The 24291-nt window shown below is 58.4% G+C and carries 19 protein-coding genes and 1 riboswitch; of the genes, 15 read left to right on the top strand and 4 right to left on the bottom strand.

The features are described from left to right. Positions 1 to 65 precede the first annotated feature (65 nt). Positions 66 to 265, bottom strand: a riboswitch (cobalamin riboswitch). A gap of 125 nt (positions 266 to 390) precedes the next feature. Continuing rightward, the gene (locus ACJJU9_RS12035; RefSeq protein WP_407730856.1) at positions 391 to 1695 is read left to right on the top strand and encodes a glycosyltransferase; all 1305 of its coding nucleotides are present in this window, start codon (positions 391 to 393) and stop codon (positions 1693 to 1695) included. Here ACJJU9_RS12035 and cobF read toward each other — a convergent pair. Beyond that, on the bottom strand, positions 1690 to 2451 hold the full coding sequence (cobF, locus tag ACJJU9_RS12030; protein WP_407730855.1) for a precorrin-6A synthase (deacetylating): 762 nt from the start codon (positions 2449 to 2451) through the stop codon (positions 1690 to 1692). The two genes, ACJJU9_RS12035 and cobF, sit on opposite strands and share 6 nt — an antisense overlap. Positions 2452 to 2572: 121 nt before the next feature. Between cobF and ACJJU9_RS12025 the strand changes: the two genes are divergently transcribed. The 8 genes from ACJJU9_RS12025 to ACJJU9_RS11990 all read left to right on the top strand — a co-directional run bounded on the left by ACJJU9_RS12025 (position 2573) and on the right by ACJJU9_RS11990 (position 11986). After that, positions 2573 to 3508 carry an AraC family transcriptional regulator gene (locus ACJJU9_RS12025; RefSeq protein WP_407730854.1) on the top strand — a complete coding sequence of 312 codons (936 nt, stop codon included), beginning with the start codon at positions 2573 to 2575 and terminating at the stop codon, positions 3506 to 3508. 141 nt (positions 3509 to 3649) lie between these two features. Continuing rightward, positions 3650 to 4960 (top strand): ABC transporter substrate-binding protein, encoded by a 1311-nt coding sequence (locus ACJJU9_RS12020; protein WP_407730853.1) that lies wholly within the window; start codon positions 3650 to 3652, stop codon positions 4958 to 4960. 138 nt (positions 4961 to 5098) lie between these two features. Further along, the gene (locus ACJJU9_RS12015; RefSeq protein ID WP_048371714.1) at positions 5099 to 6025 is read left to right on the top strand and encodes a carbohydrate ABC transporter permease; all 927 of its coding nucleotides are present in this window, start codon (positions 5099 to 5101) and stop codon (positions 6023 to 6025) included. A gap of 7 nt (positions 6026 to 6032) precedes the next feature. Further along, positions 6033 to 6866: a carbohydrate ABC transporter permease gene (locus ACJJU9_RS12010; RefSeq protein ID WP_048371715.1), complete on the top strand. Its 834-nt coding sequence runs from the start codon at positions 6033 to 6035 to the stop codon at positions 6864 to 6866. Between the two features lie 22 nt (positions 6867 to 6888). Then, on the top strand, positions 6889 to 7992 hold the full coding sequence (locus ACJJU9_RS12005) for an ABC transporter ATP-binding protein (RefSeq protein WP_048371717.1): 1104 nt from the start codon (positions 6889 to 6891) through the stop codon (positions 7990 to 7992). A 30-nt stretch (positions 7993 to 8022) separates the two neighbouring features. Then, entirely contained in the window at positions 8023 to 9498 is a 1476-nt protein-coding gene (locus tag ACJJU9_RS12000; protein WP_407730852.1) for a mannitol dehydrogenase family protein, read from the top strand. Between the two features lie 56 nt (positions 9499 to 9554). Beyond that, positions 9555 to 11042, top strand: coding sequence for a xylulokinase (gene xylB / locus ACJJU9_RS11995; RefSeq protein ID WP_407730851.1), 1488 nt, complete (start codon positions 9555 to 9557; stop codon positions 11040 to 11042). A gap of 5 nt (positions 11043 to 11047) precedes the next feature. Continuing rightward, complete coding sequence (locus ACJJU9_RS11990) at positions 11048 to 11986, top strand: carbohydrate kinase family protein (RefSeq protein ID WP_407730850.1); 939 nt, start codon at positions 11048 to 11050, stop codon at positions 11984 to 11986. A gap of 87 nt (positions 11987 to 12073) precedes the next feature. Here the strand turns inward: ACJJU9_RS11990 and ACJJU9_RS11985 are convergent, their stop codons facing one another. Then, positions 12074 to 13375 carry an OprD family porin gene (locus ACJJU9_RS11985; protein WP_407730849.1) on the bottom strand — a complete coding sequence of 434 codons (1302 nt, stop codon included), beginning with the start codon at positions 13373 to 13375 and terminating at the stop codon, positions 12074 to 12076. A gap of 241 nt (positions 13376 to 13616) precedes the next feature. Here ACJJU9_RS11985 and ACJJU9_RS11980 point away from each other — a divergent pair, with 241 nt between their 5' ends. The 4 genes from ACJJU9_RS11980 to rarD (ACJJU9_RS11965) all read left to right on the top strand — a co-directional run bounded on the left by ACJJU9_RS11980 (position 13617) and on the right by rarD (ACJJU9_RS11965) (position 17790). Then, positions 13617 to 15350 (top strand): ATP-binding protein, encoded by a 1734-nt coding sequence (locus ACJJU9_RS11980; RefSeq protein WP_407730848.1) that lies wholly within the window; start codon positions 13617 to 13619, stop codon positions 15348 to 15350. Positions 15351 to 15395: 45 nt separating this feature from the next. Then, entirely contained in the window at positions 15396 to 15671 is a 276-nt protein-coding gene (locus tag ACJJU9_RS11975; protein ID WP_407730847.1) for a peptidylprolyl isomerase, read from the top strand. 117 nt (positions 15672 to 15788) lie between these two features. Next, positions 15789 to 16673, top strand: a complete 885-nt coding sequence (rarD, locus tag ACJJU9_RS11970) for an EamA family transporter RarD (protein WP_123749097.1) — start codon at positions 15789 to 15791, stop codon at positions 16671 to 16673. Between the two features lie 235 nt (positions 16674 to 16908). Continuing rightward, positions 16909 to 17790 carry an EamA family transporter RarD gene (gene rarD / locus ACJJU9_RS11965; protein ID WP_407730846.1) on the top strand — a complete coding sequence of 294 codons (882 nt, stop codon included), beginning with the start codon at positions 16909 to 16911 and terminating at the stop codon, positions 17788 to 17790. Positions 17791 to 17823: 33 nt separating this feature from the next. On the opposite strand, the gene ACJJU9_RS11960 is transcribed toward rarD (ACJJU9_RS11965), so the two are convergent. Both ACJJU9_RS11960 and ACJJU9_RS11955 read right to left on the bottom strand, forming a co-directional pair. Then, positions 17824 to 19119: an ATP-binding protein gene (locus tag ACJJU9_RS11960; RefSeq protein WP_407730845.1), complete on the bottom strand. Its 1296-nt coding sequence runs from the start codon at positions 19117 to 19119 to the stop codon at positions 17824 to 17826. A gap of 3 nt (positions 19120 to 19122) precedes the next feature. After that, positions 19123 to 19824 carry a response regulator transcription factor gene (locus ACJJU9_RS11955; RefSeq protein ID WP_048371735.1) on the bottom strand — a complete coding sequence of 234 codons (702 nt, stop codon included), beginning with the start codon at positions 19822 to 19824 and terminating at the stop codon, positions 19123 to 19125. Between the two features lie 179 nt (positions 19825 to 20003). On the opposite strand from ACJJU9_RS11955, the gene ACJJU9_RS11950 reads away from it, so the two are divergent. Beyond that, the gene (locus ACJJU9_RS11950) at positions 20004 to 21158 is read left to right on the top strand and encodes an efflux RND transporter periplasmic adaptor subunit (protein WP_048371737.1); all 1155 of its coding nucleotides are present in this window, start codon (positions 20004 to 20006) and stop codon (positions 21156 to 21158) included. A gap of 2 nt (positions 21159 to 21160) precedes the next feature. Then, entirely contained in the window at positions 21161 to 24262 is a 3102-nt protein-coding gene (locus ACJJU9_RS11945; RefSeq protein ID WP_153331599.1) for an efflux RND transporter permease subunit, read from the top strand. Positions 24263 to 24291 lie beyond the last annotated feature (29 nt).

The raw sequence follows: 24291 nt of genomic DNA, 5'->3' as shown, positions 1-24291 counted from the left end.
TACGGGACGAGAACCGCCCGGTGTGTGCGGTTACTCTTCGCCACCGGATCACCCCGCCCGGTTGAAGTAAGAATCTGGTACGAGGCAGGTCTCCTGGCTCACGGCTGGAAGTCCGCCAGCGGCTGACCTCTGCCCTGCGCCTTCCCGCTGAATCAGCAGTGGCCTGGCAGGGTTATTGACCGTTTACAGTTGCGGGGGCAGCCGCGGCATACCGCGTTCCCGTCTTAGCTTCGCGTGGCGAAGAACCTCGAAGGTGCAAGGCTACGCAGTGCTTTGTAACAGGTCAATGTTGAGCGACTATCCACGCCCACAATCGAGTTGGTCATACGTACCTGACTGCGCGACAATTGCCGCCTTTTTTCAGCCGCCCCCGGTTCCAAGGATCTGCTCATGTCGTTGCCCCGCCCTACCCACGTTCTGATCATTGGCTACGTGTGGCCCGAGCCACGCTCCTCGGCGGCGGGCGGGCATATGATGCAAATCATCGAGAGCTTCTTGCAGGAAGGCTGGCACATCACCTTCAGCAGCCCCGCCGGGATTGGCGAACACAAGGCTGATCTGGCGGCCCTGGGCATTGCTGAGGTTGCTATCGAGCTGAATAACAGCAGCTTTGATGCCTTTATCAGTGAACTGGCCCCGGATATCGTGCTGTTTGACCGCTTCATGATGGAGGAACAGTTCGGCTGGCGTGTCGAAAAACACTGTCCGAATGCCCTGCGGGTGCTGGAGACCTCAGACCTGCAAAGCCTGCGTGATGCTCGCCATCTGCAACTCAAGGCTCACTTAAAGGATCATCCCGAGCAGGATGACTTCAGTCGCCTGTTTGCGCCCTCGCCCGTGCAGACCTTCGAACACATGGCCGATGCCGATTTGGCGCAGCGAGAAATTGCCGCCATCTATCGCAGCGACCTGAACCTGATGATTTCTGAATACGAGATTGATCTGCTGGTCGAGCAATTCCACGTGCCCGCCGCCTTGTTGCACTGGTGCCCGCTGATGGTTGACAAGGTGCCGACCGAGTTCGTGCCGTTTGAGCAACGCCAGCACTTCTTGAGCATTGGCAACTTTCGCCATGCGCCCAACTGGGACGCGGTGCTATGGATGAAAACTCAGGTCTGGCCGCTGATCCGCCAGCAGTTGCCCGATGCCCAGTTGCATATCTACGGTGCCTACACACCGCCCAAAGCCACGGCCTTGCATAACCCCAAGCAAGGTTTTCACGTGTTGAACTGGGCCGAAGACGCGCTGGCCGTAATGAGCAGCGCCCGCATCTGCCTCGCGCCGCTGCGCTTTGGCGCCGGGATCAAAGGCAAAATTGCCGACGCCATGCTGTGCGGTACGCCCAACGTGACGACCCCGATCGGCGCCGAAGGCATGCACGGTGACATGCCGTGGGCCGGGGCCATTGAACAGAGCGCCAGTGCCATTGCTGCCGCCGCGCTTGAGCTGTATCAAAACCCGCAGGCCTGGCAGAACGCCCAGCAAAACGGCCAGGCACTGCTCCAGGCGCGCTACCTGCAAAGCGACCATGGCCCGGCGCTGGTGCAACGAATCAACGCGTGCCGCGCCGGGCTTGAGCTGCATCGGCGCAACAACTTCACCGGCGCCATGCTGCGTCATCATCAGCATAAAAGTACGCAATACATGTCGCAGTGGATCGAGGCGAAAAACAGCGCCAGGCCACTCACCTCATAATTCGGGTGCAAGGCACCGGCGCAGCAAGTAAGTGTCCATGATCCAGCCTTTGCGCTGCCTCGCCGCTTCACGGGTGTGTTTGATCTGCTCGCAAACGTCAGCGAGCTTGCCGGCAATCAGGATTTCATCGGCGGTGCCCAGGTAAGCGCCCCAATAGATATCGAGGTTTTCCTGGGTAAACGCCTGAAACGCGCAGTGGGCATCGAGCATCACCACCACGTTGTCCAGGTCTGCGGCGGTCAGTCGTCGCCCGGTGGTGATACGTATCGGCTGGCCAATACCGTTCAAGGGCACGCGATGGCGCGCCGCCAATGCCTGCACACTGCTGATGCCGGGGATCACTTCGTAGTCGAAGCCGGTGCAGCCATTCGCCCGCACCCGCTCAAGAATACGCAGCGTACTGTCATACAACCCCGGCTCGCCCCATAACAGAAACGCCCCCGACTCGCCCTCGGCCAGTTCATCTTCAATCAGGCGCTGGAACACTTCGGCGCGCTGCTCATGCCAGTCTTCCACGCCCTGGGTGTAGGAAGGCGTTGAGCTATCACGCTGCGGATCACTGACCTGTACCACGCGGTACGCGGGTTCGCGGATATAGCGTTCGCAGATTTCCAGACGCAGGCGCACCAGATCTTCAGTGGTCTGGCCCTTGTCCAGCACAAAAAACACCGATGCGCGGTTAAGGGCGTTAATCGCCTGGACGGTGATGTGCTCCGGGTCACCCGCGCCGATGCCGATCAGTAACAGTGTTTTCATTGAACCAGGCCCTATGCGTACAGAACGTCGCCTCGATTGCGACGGAGTAATAACCGTAGCTGGTAGGAATTTAGATAAGGCGGCATGATCGCCCCATAACAATCCGAATAAGCGCGAAATCATGACGCGACTCGTCAGAGCTACCGACCCTTCCTACGAACTGATGGACGACCATAACGGCTTGTCGATCATTTATCGCCAGCATGGCTTCCCCTGCCCCTTGGTCCGCTGGCACTTCCACAAGGAATACGAGCTGCACCTGATTGTGGCCAGCAGCGGCAAAGTGTTTGTCGGCGACTATATCGGCAATTTTTACCCTGAAACACTGTTTCTGACCGGGCCCAATCTGCCCCACAACTGGATCAGCCAGGTGGGCGAGGATGAAGTGGTGCCCCTGCGCGACATGCTGGTCAACTTCACCGATGAAATGCTCGAAAACGCGAGCACTGTGTTCACCGAGCTAAAAGCCCTGACCCCGATGCTTGAGCGGGCGCAGTACGGCATCGAGTTTCGTTGCGCTAAAACCATTCGCCGGGCGGTCGACCTGATGCAGGCCATTGCTGACGCCACCGGCACCACCCGTCTGGGGCATTTTTTGATCCTGCTGCAGTTGCTGGCCGACTGCGACGATTATCAGTTGTTGTCAGGTGTGAAGGCCGGGCACTTGGCTGACGAGCAGACCATCGACCGTACCAACCGCGCCGTGGATTATATTTTTACTCACTACGCCCGCGAGCTGACCCTGGAAGAAGTAGCCGCGTACATGGGCATGAAACCGACCTATTTCTCGCGGGTGTTCAAACAGGCCACCGGGCGTTGTTTTATCGAGTTTGTGAACCGTTTGCGCATCAGCAAATCCTGCGAGTTGCTGGCCGATGGCGAAAAAGCCGTCACCGACGTCTGTTTTGAGTCCGGATTCAACAATATTTCCAACTTCAACCGGCGTTTTCAGCAGCTCAAAGGCATGACTCCATCACACTATCGGCGCCTTGCGGTCCAGCGTTTGACCGAGCAAAACCAGCCGCTGCCGGGTGAACGCCAGCGCAGTGCAAAATAGTATCGGTTCAAGTGTTTCCAAAGCTTTGTCACGACGGTGATTGAGGGCTGTAATCAGCCTACGTGCAGGTCTCTGGACCGGCAGCTATAAAAACAATAACCGTCCTTCAAAAGCCGCCTGGCCGATGAAGAGGAGTGCTCAATGAATATTCCTGTCAAAGCGTTATGTGTGGCGACTTGCATGACCCTCAGCGGCATCGCCTTGGGCGCGCAAACCCTGACCATCGCCACGGTCAACAACAGCGACATGATCCGTATGCAAAAGCTCGCGAAAACCTTCGAGAGCGAACACCCCGATATCAAGCTCAACTGGGTCGTCCTCGAAGAGAACGTCCTGCGTCAGCGCCTGACCACCGATATTGCGACCCAGGGCGGCCAGTTCGACGTACTGACCATTGGCATGTACGAAGCCGCACTGTGGGGCGCCAAAGGCTGGCTTGAACCCATGACCGACCTGCCCGCCACGTATGCCATCGAAGACGTGTTCCCGTCAGTACGTGACGGTTTGTCAGTCAACGGCACGCTCTACGCCCTGCCGTTTTACGCCGAAAGCTCCATGACCTATTACCGTACCGATCTGTTCAAAGAGGCAGGTCTGACCATGCCTGAGCACCCGACCTGGGAACAGATCGCAGGCTTTGCCAAACAACTGAACAAACCCGATAAGGAGCAATACGGCATTTGTCTGCGCGGCAAAGCTGGCTGGGGCGAGAACATGGCCCTGATCGGCACCGTGGCCAACGCCTACGGCGCGCGCTGGTTCGATGAGAAGTGGCAGCCAGAATTTACCGGCCCTGAATGGAAGAACGCCCTGAACTTCTACGTCAACACAATGAAGGAGTCCGGCCCTCCGGGTGCGACCAGTAATGGTTTTAACGAAAACCTGGCACTGTTCAACAGCGGTAAATGCGCGATCTGGGTTGACGCCAGCGTCGCCGGGTCATTTGTCACTGACAAAACCCAGAGCAAAGTTGCTGACCATGTCGGCTTCACCTTTGCCCCGCATCAAGTCACCGACAAAGGTAGCGCCTGGCTTTACTCCTGGGCACTGGCCATTCCCACCAGCTCCAAAGCCAAAGACGCCGCAAAAACTTTCAGCACCTGGGCAACTTCCAAGGAGTACGGCGCTTTAGTGGCTGAAAAAGACGGCATCGCCAATGTGCCGCCGGGCACGCGCAACTCGACCTACACCGACGCCTACCTGCAGGCCGCGCCATTTGCCAAGGTCACGCTGGAGTCGCTCAAAGCCGCCAACCCCAAAGACCCGACCCTCAAACCTGTGCCCTATGTGGGCATTCAGTTGGTGACGATTCCTGAGTTCCAGGCCATCGGCACCCAGGTCGGCAAATTGTTCTCGGCAGCGCTGATTAGCCAGACCACGGTGGACCAAGCCCTGGCGGCCGCCCAGCAATCCACTGAGCGCGAAATGAAACGTGCGGGCTATCCCAAGTAGTCGACCCAACGCCAAAACCTTGTGGGAGCGGGCTTGCTCGCGATACAGGCAACTCGGCACACCTGATTCACTGAGGTGATGCGATCGCGAGCAAGCCCGCTCCCACAAACGCTTTGCGTTATTTTTCAGGTACTTACCATGACAACTTCGACTGTTACGACAGCGATTGACGCCCCGCCGCAGGTGCGTAAATCACGGCTACTCAACCCCGGCTGGTTTCTGGTCTCACCCTCCGTGGCGCTGTTGCTGCTGTGGATGATCGTGCCGCTGGGCATGACCCTGTACTTTTCGCTGATTCGCTACAACTTGCTCTACCCCGGCGAAAACCAGTTTGTCGGGCTGGAAAACTTCACCTACTTCCTGACCGACTCGGGCTTTTTGCCGGGCGCCACCAACACCTTGCTGCTGGTCGGCAGCGTGTTGTTGATCAGCGTGGTCTTCGGCGTGTTGATCAGTGCCCTGCTGGAAGCCACTGAGTTCATGGGCCGCGGCATTGTCCGGATATTGCTCATTTCACCCTTTTTCATCATGCCCACGGTGGGCGCGCTGATCTGGAAGAACCTGATTTTTCACCCGGTGTCAGGGATTCTCGCGGCCGTCTGGAAGTTCTTCGGCGCCCAGCCGATTGACTGGCTGGCGCATTACCCGCTGCTGTCGATCATCATCATTGTTTCGTGGCAGTGGTTGCCGTTCGCCATCCTGATCCTGATGACCGCCATGCAGTCGCTGGACCAAGAGCAAAAAGAAGCCGCCCGCCTCGATGGCGCGGGGCCGATTGCGATTTTCTGGCACCTGACCCTGCCGCATCTGGCCCGCCCGATTGCCGTGGTGGTGATGATTGAAACCATCTTCCTGCTGTCGGTGTTCGCCGAAATCTTCACCACCACCAACGGCGGCCCCGGCTACGCCTCGACCAACCTCGCCTACCTGATCTACAACCAGGCACTGGTGCAGTTCGACGTCGGCATGGCGTCGGCCGGTGGGTTGATCGCCGTGGTTATTGCCAACATCGCCGCCATTATTCTGGTGCGCATGTTGGGCAAAAACCTGACAGACAAGTCGTGAGGATCACGTGATGACACTCCAACAATCCCGCCGTCTGCAAAGCGTGCTGCTCGGCACCCTGGCCTGGGCCATCGCGATCCTGATTTTCTTCCCGATCTTCTGGATGGTGCTGACCAGCTTCAAGACCGAACTCGACGCGTTTGCCTCACCGCCGCAGTTTATCTTCACCCCGACGCTGGAAAACTACCTGCACATTGAGCAGCGCAGTGGCTACTTTCACTTTGCCTGGAACTCGGTGGTGATCTCGTTCACCGCGACCCTGCTCTGCATGTTGATCGCGATCCCGGCCGCCTACTCCATGGCGTTCTACGAAACCAAGCGGACCAAAGGCACGCTGCTGTGGATGCTCTCCACCAAGATGTTGCCGCCGGTGGGCGTGCTGATGCCGATTTACCTGCTGGCCAAGACTTTTGGCCTGCTCGACACCCGCGTCGCGCTGATCATCATCTACACCTTGATCAACCTGCCGATTGTGGTCTGGATGATTTACACCTACTTCAAGGACATCCCCAAAGACATCCTCGAAGCCGCCCGGCTGGACGGCGCCACTCTGTGGCAAGAGGTGATTCGCGTGCTGCTGCCCATCAGCAAGGGTGGCCTGGCGTCGACCTTGTTGCTGTCGCTGATTCTGTGCTGGAACGAAGCCTTCTGGTCGCTGAACCTGACGTCCTCCAGCGCTGCACCGCTGACCGCCCTGATCGCCTCTTATTCAAGCCCTGAAGGGTTGTTCTGGGCCAAATTGTCGGCCGTCTCGACCTTGGCCTGCGCGCCGATCCTGATTTTCGGCTGGATCTGCCAGAAGCAACTGGTGCGCGGCTTGTCTTTCGGCGCTGTTAAATAAAAATAACGACTGGAGGCTCAACATGGCCAACCTGAAAATCAAGAATTTGCAAAAAGGTTTCGAAGGGCTGTCGATCATCAAGGGCATTGACCTTGAAGTGAATGACCGTGAATTCGTGGTGTTTGTCGGCCCGTCGGGCTGCGGTAAATCGACCCTGCTGCGCCTGATTGCCGGGCTTGAAGAAGTCACCGGCGGGACTATCTCCCTGGACGGGCGTGACATCACCGAAGTCAGCCCGGCCAAGCGTGACCTGGCGATGGTGTTCCAGACCTACGCGCTGTACCCGCACATGACCGTGCGCAAGAACATGTCGTTTGCGCTGGATCTGGCGGGAGTGCCCAAGGCCGACGTCGAGAAAAAGGTCAACGAAGCGGCGCGCATCCTTGAACTTGCGCCCTTGCTTGAGCGCAAGCCCAAGCAGTTGTCCGGCGGGCAACGCCAGCGCGTGGCCATTGGCCGGGCGATTGTGCGCAACCCGAAGATTTTCCTGTTTGACGAGCCGCTGTCCAACCTGGATGCAGCACTGCGGGTGCAAATGCGCCTGGAACTGGCGCGCCTGCATCAGGAACTGCAAGCCACGATGATTTACGTGACCCACGATCAGGTTGAAGCCATGACCCTGGCCGACAAGGTAGTGGTGCTCAACGCCGGTAAAATCGAACAGGTCGGCTCGCCGCTGGAGCTGTATCACCACCCGGTCAACCTGTTTGTCGCAGGCTTTCTCGGCACGCCGAAAATGGGCTTTTTGAAAGGCAAAATCAGCCGCCTCGATAGCCAAGGCTGCGAAGTCGCGCTGGATGCGGGCACGCGCATTCAACTGCCTTTAATCGGCCCTTCGCTGAGCCTGGGCAGTGAGGTGACACTGGGCATTCGCCCCGAGCACCTGAACCTGGCCAAGCCCGGGGACTGCACCCTGACGGTCACCGCTGACGTCGGTGAGCGCCTGGGCAGCGACACCTATTGCCATGTGATCACTGCCTGTGGCGAACCCCTGACCATGCGTATTCGCGGTGACATGGCGAGCCAGTACGGCGAGCAATTGCACCTGCATCTGGACAGTGAACATTGCCATTTATTTGATGCCCAAGGGCTGGCCATAAGCCGCTCCTTGCGTGCTGCTGCCTGACTCTGACGCGCTTTTTTTGAGATCGCACCCATGAAATTGAACCGTCGTAACCTCGACAACCTGACCCCAAAAGTGGCCAAGCCAACCTACCTCGACAGCTACACGCAGCACGGCATCGCGCACTTCGGGGTCGGCGGCTTTCACCGCGCGCATCAGGCGTTTTATACCGATGCGCTAATGGATCAAGGGCGCGATCTGGACTGGAGCATCTGCGGCATCGGCCTGCGCCCCGAAGACCGCAAAGTGCGTGACGACCTGGCAGGCCAGGACTACCTCTATACCTTGTTCGAACTGGGCGACAGCGACGACACGCAAAGCCGCATCATCGGCTCGATCAGCAACATGCTGCTGGCCGAAGACAGCATCCAGGCGGTGATCGACAAACTGGCCAGCCCGCGCATCCGCATCGTCTCGCTGACCATCACCGAAGGTGGCTACTGCATCGACGACAGCACCGGCGAGTTTATGGCTCAGTTGCCGCAGATTCAGCAGGACCTGGCCCAGCCGCACGCACCGCGCACGGTGTTTGGCGTGTTGTGTGCCGCCCTCGCCCAACGCCGCGCCAACCACACCCCGGCCTTTACCGTGATGTCGTGCGATAACCTGCCGCATAACGGCAATGTGGCCCGCAAAGCCCTGCTGGCCTTCGCCGCATTGAGCAACCCGGACTTGCACGACTGGATCGCCGCCAACGTCAGCTTCCCCAATGCAATGGTCGATCGCATCACGCCCATGACCAGCAACGCCCACCGTTTGCAACTGCATGACCAATTGGGCATCGACGATGCCTGGCCGGTGGTGTGCGAACCGTTTATTCAATGGGTACTGGAGGACAAGTTCAGCAACGGCCGCCCCGCCTGGGAAACGGTGGGCGTACAGCTCACCGATGACGTCACGCCCTATGAAGAAATGAAGATCAAACTGCTCAACGGCAGCCATCTGGCGCTGACGTACCTGGGCTTTTTGAAGGGCTATCGCTTCGTCCACGACACCATGAACGACCCGCTGTTTGTGGCGTACATGCGTGCCTATATGGACAAAGACGTTACCCCGCAACTGGCTCCTGTGCCGGGCATTGACCTTACGGCCTACAAAAACACGTTGGTGCAGCGCTTCTCCAATCAGGCGATTGCCGACCAGTTGGAGCGCGTGTGTTCTGACGGCTCGTCGAAATTCCCTAAATTCACCGTGCCGACGATCAATCGCCTGATTGCCGACGGCGCTGAATTGAAGCGTGCCGCCTTGGTGGTCGCGGCGTGGGCGTTGTACCTCAAGGGGGTTGATGAAAACGGGCAAACCTATGCCATTCCGGACCCGCGTGCTGAGTTCTGCCAGGCGCTGGTGGCTGACGACGAACTGATCGTGCAGCGCCTGCTGGGGGTTGAGGAGATTTTTGGCACGGCAATCGCGCAGTCGGCCGAGTTTGTGGCGGCGTTTGAGTGGTGCCTCAACAGTTTGCGTGAAGTGGGCGTAAGCGGGACGCTGGAGATTGTGGCGCGGCTGTAAAAGCGCCTATTCCCCGCCCTCATCCGCGACCACACGTACTGCAAGGTTAGGTTTCTATGAAGCATTTATACCTGGGCATCGATTGCGGCACCCAGGGCACAAAAGCCCTGGTCCTCGACAGCCAGTCCGGCCAGGTGCTGGGGCTGGGGACTGGCGCGCATACATTAATCCAGGGCGAAAACGGGCGTCGCGAGCAAGACACCGGGCAATGGCTTGAGGCCTTGCAGATCGCCACCCGCCAGGCCCTGAACAACGCCGGGGTCAGCGGCCTGCAGATTCAAGGCATCGGCGTTAGCGGCCAACAGCACGGGCTGGTATTGCTCGACGCAGACGGTAATGTCCTGCGCCCGGCCAAACTCTGGTGTGACACCGAGTCCAGCGCCGAAAACCAACAATTGCTGGACTGGCTGGGCGGTGATACCGGTTCGCTGGAACGCTTGGGGCTGGTGATTGCACCGGGTTATACCGTGTCCAAACTGCTCTGGACACGCCGTCACCATCCGCAGGTACTTGAACAGACCGCACATATTTTGCTGCCCCACGATTACCTGAATTTCTGGCTGACGGGGCGCTATTGCAGTGAATATGGCGACGCTTCCGGCACCGGTTATTTCAATGTGCGAACCCGCCAGTGGGACCTCGGCATCTTGCGCCACATCGACCCCAGCGGGGGTCTGGAACAGGCGCTGCCGCAGTTGCTGGAACCCCATCAAGCGGTCGGCACACTGCGCCCGCACGTCGCCCACTTGCTGGGCCTTAACCCGAATGCCGTAGTGTCCAGCGGTGGCGGCGACAACATGCTGGGCGCCATCGGTACGGGTAATATCAGCCCCGGGATCATCACCATGAGCCTCGGCTCGTCGGGCACCGTGTACGCATTTAATGCGCAAGCGCAGATCAGCCCGGATGCCTCGGTGGCGAGCTTTTGTTCCTCCAGCGGCGGCTGGCTGCCGCTGATTTGCACCCTCAACCTGACCAACGCCACCAGCGCTGTTCGTGACTTGTTCGGGTTGTCCGTCGAGGCCTTTAATACGCTGGCCAGCCAAGCCCCGATTGGCGCCGACGGGGTCAGCATGCTGCCGTTTTTGAACGGTGAACGGGTGCCCGCCCTGCCCCATGCCACCGGCAGTGTTCAGGGCTTGACCCTGACCAATATGACCCAGGCCAATCTGTGCCGCGCCGTCATCGAAGGCACCACCTTTGGTTTGCGTTACGGTCTGGATTTATTGCGCCGTAACGGCCTGCAAAGCCAGGCCATCCGCCTGGTTGGCGGCGGCTCCAAAAGCGCACTGTGGCGCCAGATGGTGGCCGACATCATGAGCACCCCGGTGGTCTGTACCGAGCAAAGCGAAGCGGCGGCACTGGGGGCGGCCATTCAGGCGGCATGGTGTGTCAGCGCAGGTGCCGAGACCCTTGAAGACCTCTGCCAACGTTGCGTGCGGCTAGAGTCAAACAGCCAGACACACCCCGACCCGACCCATGTCCTCGCCTATGAACAGGCTTATCAGCGCTACCGAGAGCAGGTAAGCGCCTTAACCGAGTGAGACTTATGTACCTGGTATGCGGTGAAGCGTTATTTGATTTTTTTGCCCAGGCGGACACGGCCGGCTTGCCGAATAAAGTCGGCTTTAATGCGATTGCCGGTGGTTCGCCCTTCAACGTGGCCGTGGGCTTGCGTCGACTGAGCGTAGAAGCCGGGTTGTTTGCCGGGCTTTCCACGGACTATCTTGGCAAACGCCTGAAACAGGTCCTGCTCAACGAAGGCGTGACGGATCAGTATTGGTGGGAGATCGATGCACCCACCACCCTGGCCATGGTCGCGCTGGATGCCAATGGCGTGCCCAACTACAGCTTTCGCGGAGAAGGCTGTGCCGACCGGCAACTGCACGTGCAGCACCTGCCAACGTTGGGGCCGCAGATACGTGGAGTACACGTCGGTTCGTTCTCGCTGGTGGTGCAACCGATTGCCGATACGTTACTGGCCTTGGTGCAACGCGAAAGCGGCAAGCGCCTGATCAGCCTTGACCCGAACGTGCGGCTCAACCCTGAGCCTGATATCGAGGTGTGGCGCCAGCGGATCAAGCAACTGATCCCCTATGCCGACCTGATTAAGGTCAGCGATGAAGACCTTGAGTTGCTGTATCCGGGACAAGATCCGCAGCAGATCGCGCAATCCTGGTTGAGTCAGCGTTGTCAGTTAGTGTTTTTGACCCGGGGTGCCCAGGGCGCAAGCGTGTTCAGTCGCGAACACGGGCAGTATTCGCTGCCAGCGCAGTCAGTGACCGTGGCCGATACCGTGGGTGCCGGTGACACTTTTCAGGCAGCGGTCATTGCCTGGCTGACCGAGCAGCAACGGGATTCAATCGAAGGTTTGCAGCAGTTGAGCAAAGCGGACATCGCCGCCCTGCTCGATTTTGCGTGCCGTGCGGCGGCACTGACCTGCAGCAAAACCGGGCCGGATTTGCCGTACAGGCACCAATTGGATTAATACATCTCTTGTAGGAGCGAGCTTGCCTCGCGATCTTTTGATCTTTAAAAGCTCGCGAGGCAAGCTCGCTCCTACAGGGAGGGATGGTTACCAGATCGACAGGTTATAGCCGACGATCAGTCGTGTTTCGTCGACGTCGCGGGCGAATTTCGAATAGTTGGTGCGGTAGGTCGCATTTCTGAAGCGCACGCTGACGTCTTTGAAGAGGCCGCTCTGCACCACATATTTGAGCTCGCTGTCGCGTTCCCACTCTTTGCCTTCTTCGTTGCGGCCAACCACTTTGATGTTGTCGCCGTTCACGTAACGGGTCATGAAGGACAAACCGTCGATGCCCATGGCCTTGAAGTCATAGTCGTAACGCAGTTGCCACGAACGCTCTTGCGCGTTGGCGAAATCGTTGACCTGAACATAGTTGACCAGGTACGGATTGGTCCCATCCAGGTACGGCATTGAGGTCTTGCCGTTCAGGGTCTGCCAACCGGCAGCGAACTTATGACCGCCCAAGGAGTAAGACAGCAAAGTGCCAAAGGCGCGGTTATCGATGGTCCCGGCTCTGGACGAGCCGCTGTCATCGCTTTTTAGCAAGCGCACATCGGCGGCCAGTACACCCGGCCCCATCGGCTGCTTGGCCAACAGGCCAATGAACTGCTGACGGTAAATGTCTTGCAGCTCAGCGTAGTGGTACTGCGCCGTCAGTTGCTCGTTAACCTTGTAATCGAGGCCGTACATCGTGAAATGGTCAGCCGTGATGTTGCAGGCATAACGCTTGTTTTTGCAGTTCAGTCGCAGATCCTGGGAGTCGGTAGAGTCCCGTGCGGTGTAGCGGTCCAGCCGCGAAGCCATGAACTTCAGGTCTTTGATTTCCTGGGATTCCAGCATCGCGCCGTTGAAGATATTGGGCAGCAAACGGCCGTCGTTGTACTTGAGCAACGGCAGGTCAGGCAGCAAGGTGCCGTACTTGAGCACGGTCTTGGAAACACGCATTTTGGCGGTCAGGCCACCTTTGGCGTATTGATCTTTGGAACGACGCGGATCGCTGCCGGTCGAAGGCAGCAGGCCGCTGTTACTGTTGGCCGGGCTGGAGTCCAACTTGATCCCCAGCATGCCCAGCGCATCGAGGCCAAAGCCGACGGTGCCTTCGGTGTAGCCCGATTGCAGGTTGAGGATAAAGCCTTGCGCCGTCTCATCGCGCTTGGAAGCGCCTTGAGGGCTTGAACTGCTGCCATCGCGAAAGTCGCGGTTGAAGTACACCGTGCGCGACTCCAGCGAGCCGCTGCTGTCTTCAAAAAAACCGCCGGCCTGCGTCTGGGCAGCGAAACCGGCACACACGGCCAGTGCACTCATACGCGCCATGCGGCTTTGCTTCAACGATGAAAAAGGATGAACCATGACCATGCTCCAGCAGCGAATCTTTCGCGCAACAAAAACAAGGGACGTCGCACCTGCGGTGAAATACCGAAGCGAATCCCTTGCCTGCAAAAACGGGGCGCAATTGTACGAAAGGCTAAGCTCGACACTCATTGGACCTTAGTCGCACGCTCAAGCATGGGCTTTTAAAGATCATTAATAGCCTTTAGCCGCTATCCGGCATTAAATACACTTCTTTTAGCTTCACACTCGGGACTTATCCATGAGCGCCGTTTTTACCACCCGCCAACTCACGGCGTTGGCACGCAGCCCTTTGGGCCAGATCACTGACTGGCCGCAAAGCCTGCGCACCAGTGCACAAATGGTCATGCACTCACCCATGCCAATGTTGTTGCTGTGGGGCGAAGAACTGACGCAAATCTACAACGACAGTTTTGCCGCACTGGCGGGCAACAAGCACCCGGCAGGCTTTGCTCAGCCGCTGCATTTCAGCTGGCCGGAATACGCAGAGTTCAGTCGACCGGTGATTGCTTCGGTATGGGCCGGGCAAAGCCGCTCGTACCTGGACCAGTACTTCCTTTATCCGGACCAGAAGCACGCCACCGAACTGTGGCTGGACCTGACCTTCAGCCCGGTTCACGACGAGCAAGGCAACGTGGCGGGCATCCTGATGACGGCAGTCAAGACCTCGCGCCGCAGGCGCACCGCCATCAAGTTGCGCCAACGCTCGCTGGCCAGCCGCAAAGCCCAGCATGACACTGAAGAGCGTCTGCAACTGGCACTGACCGCCACCAACGGCGTCGGCACTTGGGACTGGAACATTGACCAGGACCTGTTTGTGACCGACAGCCGCTTCGCGCAAATGCACGGCATTGAGCCGCAGCTTTCCGGGCAATTGCAGATCACCGCCTACCTGCAAGGCGTGCACCCTGATGACCGCGCACTGCTGACCCGTACGATCAAGGACTGCGTGACCCGCAACGGCGAGTATGCCCAGGAATATCGCCTGCAGAACCTGGACGGCAAGGTGCGCTGGATTTTTGCCCGGGGCCGTTGTTTTTCCGGCGGCCATGGCAGTGCTCAACGCTTTATGGGCGCGGCGCTGGACATCACCGAGCGTAAAAAAACCGAACAAGCGCTGCTCAACCTCAATGAAACCCTTGAGGAGCGCGTTGCGCAGCGCACCCAGGCATTGGCCGAAGCCAACGCGCAACTGCAACGTGAGATGCACGAGCGTGAACGGGCCGAAGAGGCCTTGCGGCATGCCCAAAAAATGGAAGCTGTGGGCCAGTTAACCGGCGGTATCGCCCACGATTTCAACAATATGCTCACCGGGATTCTCGGCAGCCTGGACTTGATGAAGCGTTACATCGCGGCCGGGCGGATCACTGAAGTGGGTCGTTTTACCGACGCAGCGGTGTCTTCGGCACAGCGTGCAGCGGCCCTGACGCACCGATTGCTGTCGTTTTCCAGGCGCCAATCACTGGACCGCAGGCCGCTGGATCCCAACCAACTGGTCAGCTCACTGCAAGCGCTGTTCAGCAGTACCAAAGGGGCCAACATTGATTTGCACGTCGAACTGGGCGAAGACGTCTGGGCCGTGAACACTGACAGCGGCCAGCTCGAAAGCGCCCTGCTCAACCTGATTATCAATGCCCGTGACGCCATGCCAGACGGCGGCGAGCTGGTCGTGCGTACCGCCAACACCTACCTCACGGACAGCCAGTCCAGCACGCTTGAGCCGATCAAGGCCGGCGAGTATGTGATGTTTGAAGTCAGCGACAACGGTGCAGGCATGACTCCGCAAATTCTTGCCAAGGCCTTTGACCCGTTCTTTACCACCAAGCCGGTGGGCCAAGGCACCGGTCTGGGCCTGTCGATGATCTACGGCTTTGCCCAGCAGTCCGGCGGGCACGTCAGTATCATCAGCGAAAGCGGCTCCGGCACCCGCGTGCGCTTGCACTTGCCGCGCTACCTGGAGAAAACTCAGGCATAATCCGCGCCCTCGTAAAAAGCCCCACAGTTGCAAGGTATCTGCCCCATGAAAGCTCAAGCCCGTCACATTTTGGTCAAGAAGGCCGAAGAAGCCGAGTCGCTCAAGCAGCGCATTGCCAAAGGCGAAGCCTTCGATGTGCTGGCAAAAAAGTTCTCGACCTGCCCGTCAGGCAAGCGCGGGGGTGACTTGGGCGAAGTGCGTCCGGGGCAGATGGTCGGGGTGATTGATCAGATCATCTTCAAAAAGCCGCTGCGCGTGGTGCACGGCCCGGTGAAGAGCAAATTTGGCTATCACCTGGTGCAAGTGTTTTACCGCGACTGAATCGGTTAACCCTGCGGGAACAAACCCCTACCTCCTTTATGTTATTGCCCTGCACCTTCCATAGCCTCAAGCTATGCACTTCCTAAAAATCATAAAGTGCGTTTCAACGAGGCTGTTGTGTCCAAAGGTATTGTTTTATCGGTTCTGGCATCGAGCCTGTTCGGTGTCATGTATTACTACACGTCCATGCTGTGGCCCCTGAGCGGGGCTGAGATATTCGGTTGGCGGATGCTTCTGACGCTGCCATGCATGACGCTGTTCATGTTTTTCTCGGGTGACTGGCGACACGTCCCGGTGATCTTCTCCCGCCTGCGCAAGCAGCCTCGGTTGTGGGGCGTGCTGGCGGCTTCCAGCGCGCTGGTTGGGGTGCAACTCTGGCTGTTCCTGTGGGCGCCGCTTAACGGGCATAGCCTGGATGTGTCGCTGGGGTACTTTTTGCTGCCGCTGACCATGCTGCTGACCGCGCGCATCGTGTTTGGCGAGCACTTGTCGCACTTGCAAAAAATCGCTGCTGCCCTGGCCACCATCGGTGTGGCCAACGAGGTCTATCGCGTGGGCGGGTTCTCATGGACCACGCTGCTGGTGGCCATTGGTTACCCGGTGTATTTCGTGCTGCGCAAACGCATGGCGACCGACAACCTCGGCGGTTTGTGGTTTGACATGCTGTTGCTGATCCCGATTGCCTGGTGGTTCGTGCAAAGCGGCGAACACGGTTTCGACGTGGCCAGCGAGCGAGCAGCACTCTATGTGCTAATCCCGATTCTGGGCGGCATCAGTGCCCTGGCCCTGATCAGCTACATCATTGCCAGCCGGATGCTGCCGTTCAGCCTGTTTGGCTTGCTCAGCTATGTTGAACCGGTGTTGTTGGTCCTTGTGGCCCTTCTGCTGGGCGAAAGCATCAACTCAGGCCAATGGCTGACGTACATCCCGATCTGGCTGGCGGTGATGGTGCTGATCTTCGAAGGGTTTAAACACTTGGTGCGCCAACGTCGCTCTGTGTAACGTTTGAGCCTGTCCGGGTGTGGCACACACTACCGTTAATCACTTTTTCGAAAAACACGAACACTCGTTTAAAACGACTTTGGCCCAGTATTTGCTTGGACTTTTAGAGTTTGATCGTTTTCTGTAAGTCTTTGAGCCAAGTCACTGGTTTAAAAGGGATTTGCCAACGACCTCCAACAACCTCAATCTATGTGCCCACTCTCATGAGTAACGCTGTAGATCCATTGAGGTTGTTGTGTCTAAAGGTATTGTTTTATCGATTTTGGCTTCGTGCTTGTTTGGCGTCCTGTACTACTTCACTTCCCTGCTTTGGCCGCTTGATGGCCAGGAAATCTTCGGCTGGCGAATACTGATCTCGCTGCCCTTCATGACTCTGTTTATCTGCTTCTCTGGTGATTGGAAATGGGTTCCCATAATTTTCAATCGCTTACGAGACAAACTTCTACTAATTCCTTGCGTGCTGATTACCAGCTTTCTGGTCGGCGTGCAGCTATGGATGTTTATGTGGGGGCCACTCAACGGGCACGGCCTGGATGTGTCATTGGGTTACTTTCTGCTGCCGCTGACCATGATTCTCACCGGGCGCATTGTCTACGGCGAGCATCTCTCGCATTTGCAGAAAATAGCCACCGCCCTGGCCGTGATTGGCGTGGCGAACGAGTTGTACCGCACCGGCGGGTTCTCCTGGACAACACTGGTTGTGGCCATCGGCTACCCGATGTACTTCGTGCTGCGCAAGAAAATCGGCATCGATAACCTGGGCGGTCTGTGGCTGGACATGCTGTTGATGGTGCCGGTTGCGCTGTGGTTTGTGCTGGCGGGCCAGCATGTAGACCTCGATGCGCAGCGCCAGGCACTGTATTGGCTGGTGCCTTTGATGGGGATCATCAGTGCGGCCGCCGGCTTTTCTTATATTCTCGCCAGCCGCTTGCTGCCCTTCAGCCTGTTTGGACTGCTCAGCTACGTTGAGCCGGTGCTGCTGGTGGCCGTCGCCCTGTTGCTGGGCGATAGCCTGGAAGAAGGCCAATGGCTGACCTATGGGCCGATCTGGCTGGCCGTGGCGGTCCTGGTGCTTGAAGGCTTGAAACACGTCAGCCGACAACGCCGCTCGATCTAAAGCAAAGCGCGGGTTCGCCCGCGCTACGTTGCGTCAGACTGGCAACCACAGCTTGAAACGCGCCCCGCCCAACGGCGATTGCTCAACATTCAAGGTGCCGCCCTGGGCTTCCAGGGCTCGCCTGCTGATGGCCAAACCCAGGCCAAAACCACCGGTTGCCCGATCGCGGCTGCGGTCCAGGCGATAAAACGGCTCGAAGATGCGTTCCCGCTCTTGCTCGGGAATGCCGATGCCGTCGTCATCCACCCACAACGAGCAGCCTTTGGCATTGAGGCTAACCCCCACCTGAATCCGTCGATCGCAGTAACGCATGGCATTGCGCAACAGGTTTTGCAAGGCACGGGCCGTCAGCCTCGGGTCGAGGACAAAACGCTCTTCGGTGCCGTGCAGCATCACGTCGAGGACGATTTCCGGGGCTTCAAGCTCCTCGTCAAAACTGCCGAGGATGCTGTCGATAAACTCCGCCAGTGACACCTCGATGCGCTCCGGGACCAGCGCCGGGTTTTGCAGACGGCTGAACGACAGCAATTCCAGCACCAATTCATCCAGTTCGCGAATATGCCCGACCAGCACTTGCAAGCGCTCACGGCTGGCGGGCGGCAGGTCGTCACAGAGTGCCAGCGCCAGGCCAAAATCGAGGCGGGTCAATGGGGTACGCAACTCATGTGAGACCGCGTTGAGCAAATCCCGCTGCTGGTTGAGCAGGTTCTCGATGTCCTGGGCCATCGTGTCAAAGGCGCTGGCCAGGCTGTAAATGTTGGAGCGCGGGGATATCTGCGTACGCTCGCTGAGCTGCCCCTGACCAATACGTGCTGCCGTGCGCTTAAGGCGTTCAAGATCGCGCCAGTGCGGGCGCAGCCACAGCAATAAGCCAGCAAGCAATGCCGCACCAATCAACACGTTGATGCTCCAATACAGCACGTTCAGGTCAAACGGATCAGGCGGCATCACCAGTTCGATGGCCTGCTCGCCGTTCAACGGCGAAACCACTCGCGTGCGCCAGCCCCACTCACCGATGCGCAACACGCCCTGCCCCTGATGTAACTGGTGCTGTTCGGCGGTGCTGAACTGCGGGTCAGTAATGGGCAGCAGATTGATCCGCAGCGGTGCAAATTGAGTATCAAGGTCGTGTGCCAACGCGGGCCACTGTTGCGCAGGCACCTGGTCAAACTGCTTGACCAGCAAGGCTTGCATGCCGCGTGACATATCAACGTTGTAGTTCATGAAACGGTCGTGAAACACCGCCACGATCATTTCCGGCACCAGATAAATGGCCCCGGCGAACGTCACGATAGTCACCAGATACAGGCGGATGAGAATTTTGAACACGAATCAACATTCCCATTCCGAGCGGCTAAACAAGTAACCTTTGCCCCACACGGTTTTGATTTTGCGGGCTTCACCGGCGTCATCGTCGAACTTGCGGCGCAATTTGGAGATGGCCACATCAACCGAACGATCGGTGCCGTTGAATTCGATGCCGCGCAGACGCTGCAGGATCTGGTCGCGGCTGAGCACTTCGCCGGCATGCCGGGCCAATACCACTAAGAGGTTGTATTCGCCGCTGGACAGTTCGATGATGTCGCCGCGCCATGTCACTGTGCGTTCCGACAAGTCGATGCACAGGTTGCCCATCAGGATCCGGTCACTGGCGACGTGCGGCTCTGCCAGGCTGCTGCGCCGCAATAAAGTGCGCACACGCGCCAACAGGACGCGAGGGTCGCAAGGTTTTGTCACATAATCGTCGGCCCCCATCTCTAGCCCCAGAACCTGATCATGACTATCGTCGCGCGCAGTCAACATCAGGATCGGCAAGCTTTCGGAGTCGGCGCGCAGTAACCGGCAGACCTGCAAGCCATCCAGCCCCGGCAACATCAGGTCGAGAATCACCAGATCCGGGGGGTTGTTTCGCGCTCGATCACGCACTTGGTCACCGCGCGCAATGACATTGACCTGGTAACCATTGCGTTCCAGATAGCTGGCGATCAGTTCGGAGAGTGCGGCGTCGTCTTCGACCAGCAAGATAGTGGGCATAATAAATGCTTACAACCGGGGGAAAACCCAAAGGATATACAACCTCTCAGGGATAGGAGCAGAACCTTCACACTTTTTCACACACCGCCTACACAGCTTCACAACGCCTTTTGCGTGCTGCGCTTAGCATGCCAAGGTCTTTTACAGACTTACCCTGCATATATAAGAAGGCACGAACGTTGAAAAAGCTCTTCGTCCCGCTATGTCTTTCGGCACTGGCTTTAGCCTTGAGTGCCTGCGGTAAAACTCCGGCCACAGAAGAAAAGACGCCTGTGGTCAAGGTCAGCACTGAAGTCATCGTCCCGCAAGCGCTGTCGATCAATAACGAACTGAGTGGCCGCGTGGTTGCGCCGCGTGTCGCGCAGGTCAGCGCGCGAGTGGCGGGTGTTGTCCTCAAGCGCGCTTTCGAAGAAGGCAGCGAAGTCAAACAAGGGGACGTGCTGTTTATTATTGATCCTGCGCCGTTGCAGGCCGATCTGGACAGCGCGCAAGCAGCACTGCGCAAATCCGAGGCACTTGCCCTCCAGGCAAAACTGCAAGACCAGCGTTACAGCGCCTTGGTCGACAGCAATGCCGTGAGCCGTCAGGACTACGACAATGCCCGCGCGCAATCGCTGCAGGCCCAGGCCGAAGTCGCCGCCAACAAGGCCGCTGTGCAACGGGCAAAACTGAATCTGGGCTATGCCACCGTGACAGCGCCGATTTCCGGGCGTATAGGTCGTGCGCTGGTCACCGAAGGTGCACTGGTAGGCCAGGGTGAAGTGACACCGCTGGCGCGCATCCAGCAGTTGGACCCGATTCAGGTCGACCTGATGCAATCAACCCGTGACCTCGACAACCTGCGCGATTCATTCCGCGCCGGGGACTTGCAGCAGGTCGGCAAGAATCAGGCACGCGTCACCTTGATCCGCGACAACGGCAGCCTCTACCCGGTACCGGGCAAACTGTTGTTTACCGATGTCAGCGTTGACCCGAGCACCGGGCAGATCATCCTGCGCAGTGAGTTTGCCAACCCGGACCGCGACTTGTTACCGGGCAGCTTTGTCCGCGTGCGCCTGGAACAGGCGGTCAACAAGCAAGGCATCAGCGTGCCGCAACGGGCCATTCTGCGTGACAGCGCGGGGGTGGCGCAGGTGCTGCTGGTAGATGCTGAAAGCAAGGTCAAACAACAGCCCGTGCAACTGGGCGGCGTGATCAATGATCGCTGGATCGTTAACGAAGGCCTGAAGGCGGGCGACCGCATTGTGATCGAAGGCCTGCAACACGCACGTCCCGGTGAACAGGTGCAAATTGATGACCCGACACCTCCCCTCGCACACTCCACGGATCGGTGAGCATGCCGCAGTTTTTTATCGACCGCCCGATCTTTGCCTGGGTCGTAGCGTTATTTATTGTGCTGGCCGGGGCCTTGGCGCTGCCGAAGCTGCCCGTGGCCAAATACCCGGTGGTCGCACCGCCGCAAGTTGAAGTGTATGCGGTGTACCCCGGCGCGTCGGCGCATACCCTGGACGAAAGCGTGGTCAGCCTGATTGAGCAAGAGCTCAATGGCACCGACGGCCTGCTGTATTTCGAGTCCCAGAGCAGTTTGGGTAGTGCCAGCATTACGGCCACGTTCAAGCCGGGTACCGACCCGGAAATGGCTCAGGTCAACGTGCAAAACCGCCTTAAAGCGGTGGAGTCGCGCTTGCCACAAGCAGTTATCCAGCAAGGCTTGCAGGTGGAGAAAATCTCCTCGGGCTTCTTGATGCTGGTAACGCTGACTGCAGACCCGAGCAGCGGGCTGGATGAGGTTGCCCTCAGCGACTACCTCGCGCGCAACGTGATGAACGAGATCAAGCGTGTTGAAGGGGTCGGCAAGGCTCAGCAGTATGGCTCTGAACGGGCCATGCGGATCTGGATTGACACGCAAAAACTCATTGGTTTCAACCTGACACCGGCCGACGTCAACCAAGCGATTGCTAGCCAGAACGCGCAAGTGTCTGCCGGCAGCATCGGTGATTTGCCGGGGCGCTCGACTCAGGAAATTACCGCCACGGTGCTGGTTAAGGGCCAACTGTCGAGCCCGCAAGAGTTCGGCGATATTGTCCTGCGCGCCAACCCGGACGGTTCCACGGTTCGGGTCAGCGATGTGGCACGGGTTGAGATCGGCAGCCAGGAGTACCAGTACGGCACCCGCCTGAACGGTAAGTCGTCCAGCGCTTTCAGCGTCAAATTGGCGCCAGAAGCGAACGCCTTGAGCACCGGCAATATGATCCGCGCCAAGATGGATGAGCTGAGCCGCTACTTCCCTGAGGGCGTTGAGTACAAGATCCCTTATGACACCACGCCGTTCGTCAAAGTCTCGATCACCAAGGTGGTGTACACCCTGATCGAAGCCATGGTACTGGTGTTCGCGGTGATGTTCCTGTTCTTGCAGAACATCCGTTACACGCTGATCCCGACCCTGGTGGTGCCTGTGGCGCTGATGGGCACATTCGCCACGATGCTGGTCCTGGGTTTCTCGATCAACGTACTGACCATGTTCGGCATGGTGTTGGCCATCGGGATTCTGGTGGACGACGCAATTGTGGTGGTTGAGAACGTTGAGCGGATCATGCTCAGCGAAGGCTTGCCGCCCCGCGAGGCCACGCACAAGGCCATGACGCAAATTAGCGGGGCGATCATCGGCATTACTCTGGTACTGGTGGCCGTGTTCATTCCCATGGCGTTTATGCCGGGCTCGGTGGGCGTGATCTATCAGCAGTTCTCGGTGGCGATGGCAACCTCGATTTTGTTCTCGGCGTTCTTGGCCCTGTCGCTGACCCCGGCCCTGTGCGCGACACTGCTCAAGCCCATTGCCAAGGGTGAGCACCATGCCAAGGGCGGTTTTTTTGGCTGGTTCAACCGCAAATTCGAGCGTCTGTCTGAAGGCTACGAGCATTGGGTGGTGCACCTGATCAAACGCAGCGGCCGTTATCTGTTGCTTTACGGTGCCTTGCTGGTGGTGCTGGTGGTGTGTTTTGCGCGCCTGCCCTCCTCTTTTCTGCCCGTTGAGGATCAGGGCTTCATCATTACTGACATTCAGTTGCCGCCGGGGGCCAGCCAGGGCCGGACGATCGCGGTGGCCAAGCAGATCGAAGCTCACTACGCCGAAGAGCCCGGGGTCAGCAACGTGACCATGATTCTGGGCTTCAGCTTCTCGGGTAGCGGACAGAACGCCGCGCTGGCGTTTACCACCTTCAAGGACTGGTCGACCCGTGGCATCAAGGATTCCGCTTCGGCCATCGCAGATCGCGCAAACGCCGCGTTTGGCGAACTCAAAGACGCGGTGGCGTTCTCCATCCTGCCGCCTGCGGTCAGTGGTTTGGGCACCTCCAGCGGTTTTGAATTGCGCCTGCAAGACCGTGGCGGCGTCGGTTATGACGTGCTGATGCAAGCGCGAACCGAGTTGATGGCCCTGGCCGAGAAAAGCCCGGTGCTGGCCAACGTGCGCGAAGACTCCCTGGCAGAAAGCCCGCAAGTACAACTCGAAGTCGACCGCAAACGGGCCAATGCGCTGGGCATATCGTTTGCCGACATCGGTAATGTGCTGTCGACCGCCGTGGGCTCTGCCTACGTCAACGACTTCCCCAATCAGGGGCGCATGCAACGGGTTGTCGTGCAGGCTGAAGGCGATCAACGCAGCCAGGTTGAAGACCTGCTGAAGATCAATGTGCGAAATAACCTGGGGAAAATGGTGCCATTGTCGTCATTTGTCGAAGCGCGCTGGATTCAAGGCCCGTCACAGATGTCCCGCTACAACGGTTATCAGGCGGTGAGTATTTCTGGCGAAGCAGGCCCGGGCCACACAACGGGTGAAGCCATGCTGGAAATGCAACGCCTGGTTGATCAGTTGCCGGCAGGCATCGGCCTTGAATGGACTGGGTTGTCGCTGCAGGAAAAGCTCTCCGGCTCTCAGGCGCCGTTGTTGTTGGGCCTGTCGTTACTGGTGGTGTTCCTGTGCCTGGCGGCGCTGTATGAAAGCTGGTCGATCCCCACCGCAGTGCTGTTGGTAGTGCCTTTGGGCGTGCTCGGTGCGGTGTTGGCGGTGACGTTGCGCGGCATGCCGAATGACGTGTTCTTCAAAGTGGGCTTGATTACGATTATTGGCTTGTCGGCCAAGAATGCCATTTTGATCATCGAATTCGCCAAGACCCTGTACGACGAAGGCCATGACCTGGTTGAGGCCACGGTGAAAGCCGCCCGCCTGCGTCTGCGGCCGATTGTCATGACTTCGCTGGCCTTTATCCTCGGCGTTGTGCCTCTGGCGATTGCCACAGGCGCCAGCTCGGGCAGCCAGCAAGCCATTGGTACAGGCGTTATCGGCGGCATGATCGTCGCCACATTGGCCGTGGTATTTGTGCCGGTATTCTTTGTGGTGGTGATGAAACTGACCCGCAGCAAACCGCGTCAACGTTAACGTCAGCTTCACGTGTTAAGGTTCGGCAA

The sequence above is a fragment of the Pseudomonas helleri genome, from assembly GCF_045830615.1.
Lineage (GTDB): Bacteria > Pseudomonadota > Gammaproteobacteria > Pseudomonadales > Pseudomonadaceae > Aquipseudomonas > Aquipseudomonas helleri.
The sequence above is the reverse complement of the archived record's forward strand: the minus strand, read 5'-3'. Positions and strand labels throughout refer to the sequence as shown.

Excerpts from the sequence above, each read along its gene's own strand:
- ACJJU9_RS12035 (WP_407730856.1), top strand. The coding sequence starts at position 391 with ATGTCGTTGCCCCGCCCTACCCACGTTCTGATCATTGGCTACGTGTGG.
- cobF (WP_407730855.1), bottom strand. The coding sequence starts at position 2,451 with ATGAAAACACTGTTACTGATCGGCATCGGCGCGGGTGACCCGGAGCAC.
- ACJJU9_RS12025 (WP_407730854.1), top strand. The coding sequence starts at position 2,573 with ATGACGCGACTCGTCAGAGCTACCGACCCTTCCTACGAACTGATGGAC.
- ACJJU9_RS12020 (WP_407730853.1), top strand. The coding sequence starts at position 3,650 with ATGAATATTCCTGTCAAAGCGTTATGTGTGGCGACTTGCATGACCCTC.
- ACJJU9_RS12015 (WP_048371714.1), top strand. The coding sequence starts at position 5,099 with ATGACAACTTCGACTGTTACGACAGCGATTGACGCCCCGCCGCAGGTG.
- ACJJU9_RS12005 (WP_048371717.1), top strand. The coding sequence starts at position 6,889 with ATGGCCAACCTGAAAATCAAGAATTTGCAAAAAGGTTTCGAAGGGCTG.
- ACJJU9_RS12000 (WP_407730852.1), top strand. The coding sequence starts at position 8,023 with ATGAAATTGAACCGTCGTAACCTCGACAACCTGACCCCAAAAGTGGCC.
- xylB (WP_407730851.1), top strand. The coding sequence starts at position 9,555 with ATGAAGCATTTATACCTGGGCATCGATTGCGGCACCCAGGGCACAAAA.
- ACJJU9_RS11990 (WP_407730850.1), top strand. The coding sequence starts at position 11,048 with ATGTACCTGGTATGCGGTGAAGCGTTATTTGATTTTTTTGCCCAGGCG.
- ACJJU9_RS11985 (WP_407730849.1), bottom strand. The coding sequence starts at position 13,375 with ATGGTTCATCCTTTTTCATCGTTGAAGCAAAGCCGCATGGCGCGTATG.
- ACJJU9_RS11980 (WP_407730848.1), top strand. The coding sequence starts at position 13,617 with ATGAGCGCCGTTTTTACCACCCGCCAACTCACGGCGTTGGCACGCAGC.
- ACJJU9_RS11975 (WP_407730847.1), top strand. The coding sequence starts at position 15,396 with ATGAAAGCTCAAGCCCGTCACATTTTGGTCAAGAAGGCCGAAGAAGCC.
- ACJJU9_RS11955 (WP_048371735.1), bottom strand. The coding sequence starts at position 19,824 with ATGCCCACTATCTTGCTGGTCGAAGACGACGCCGCACTCTCCGAACTG.
- ACJJU9_RS11945 (WP_153331599.1), top strand. The coding sequence starts at position 21,161 with ATGCCGCAGTTTTTTATCGACCGCCCGATCTTTGCCTGGGTCGTAGCG.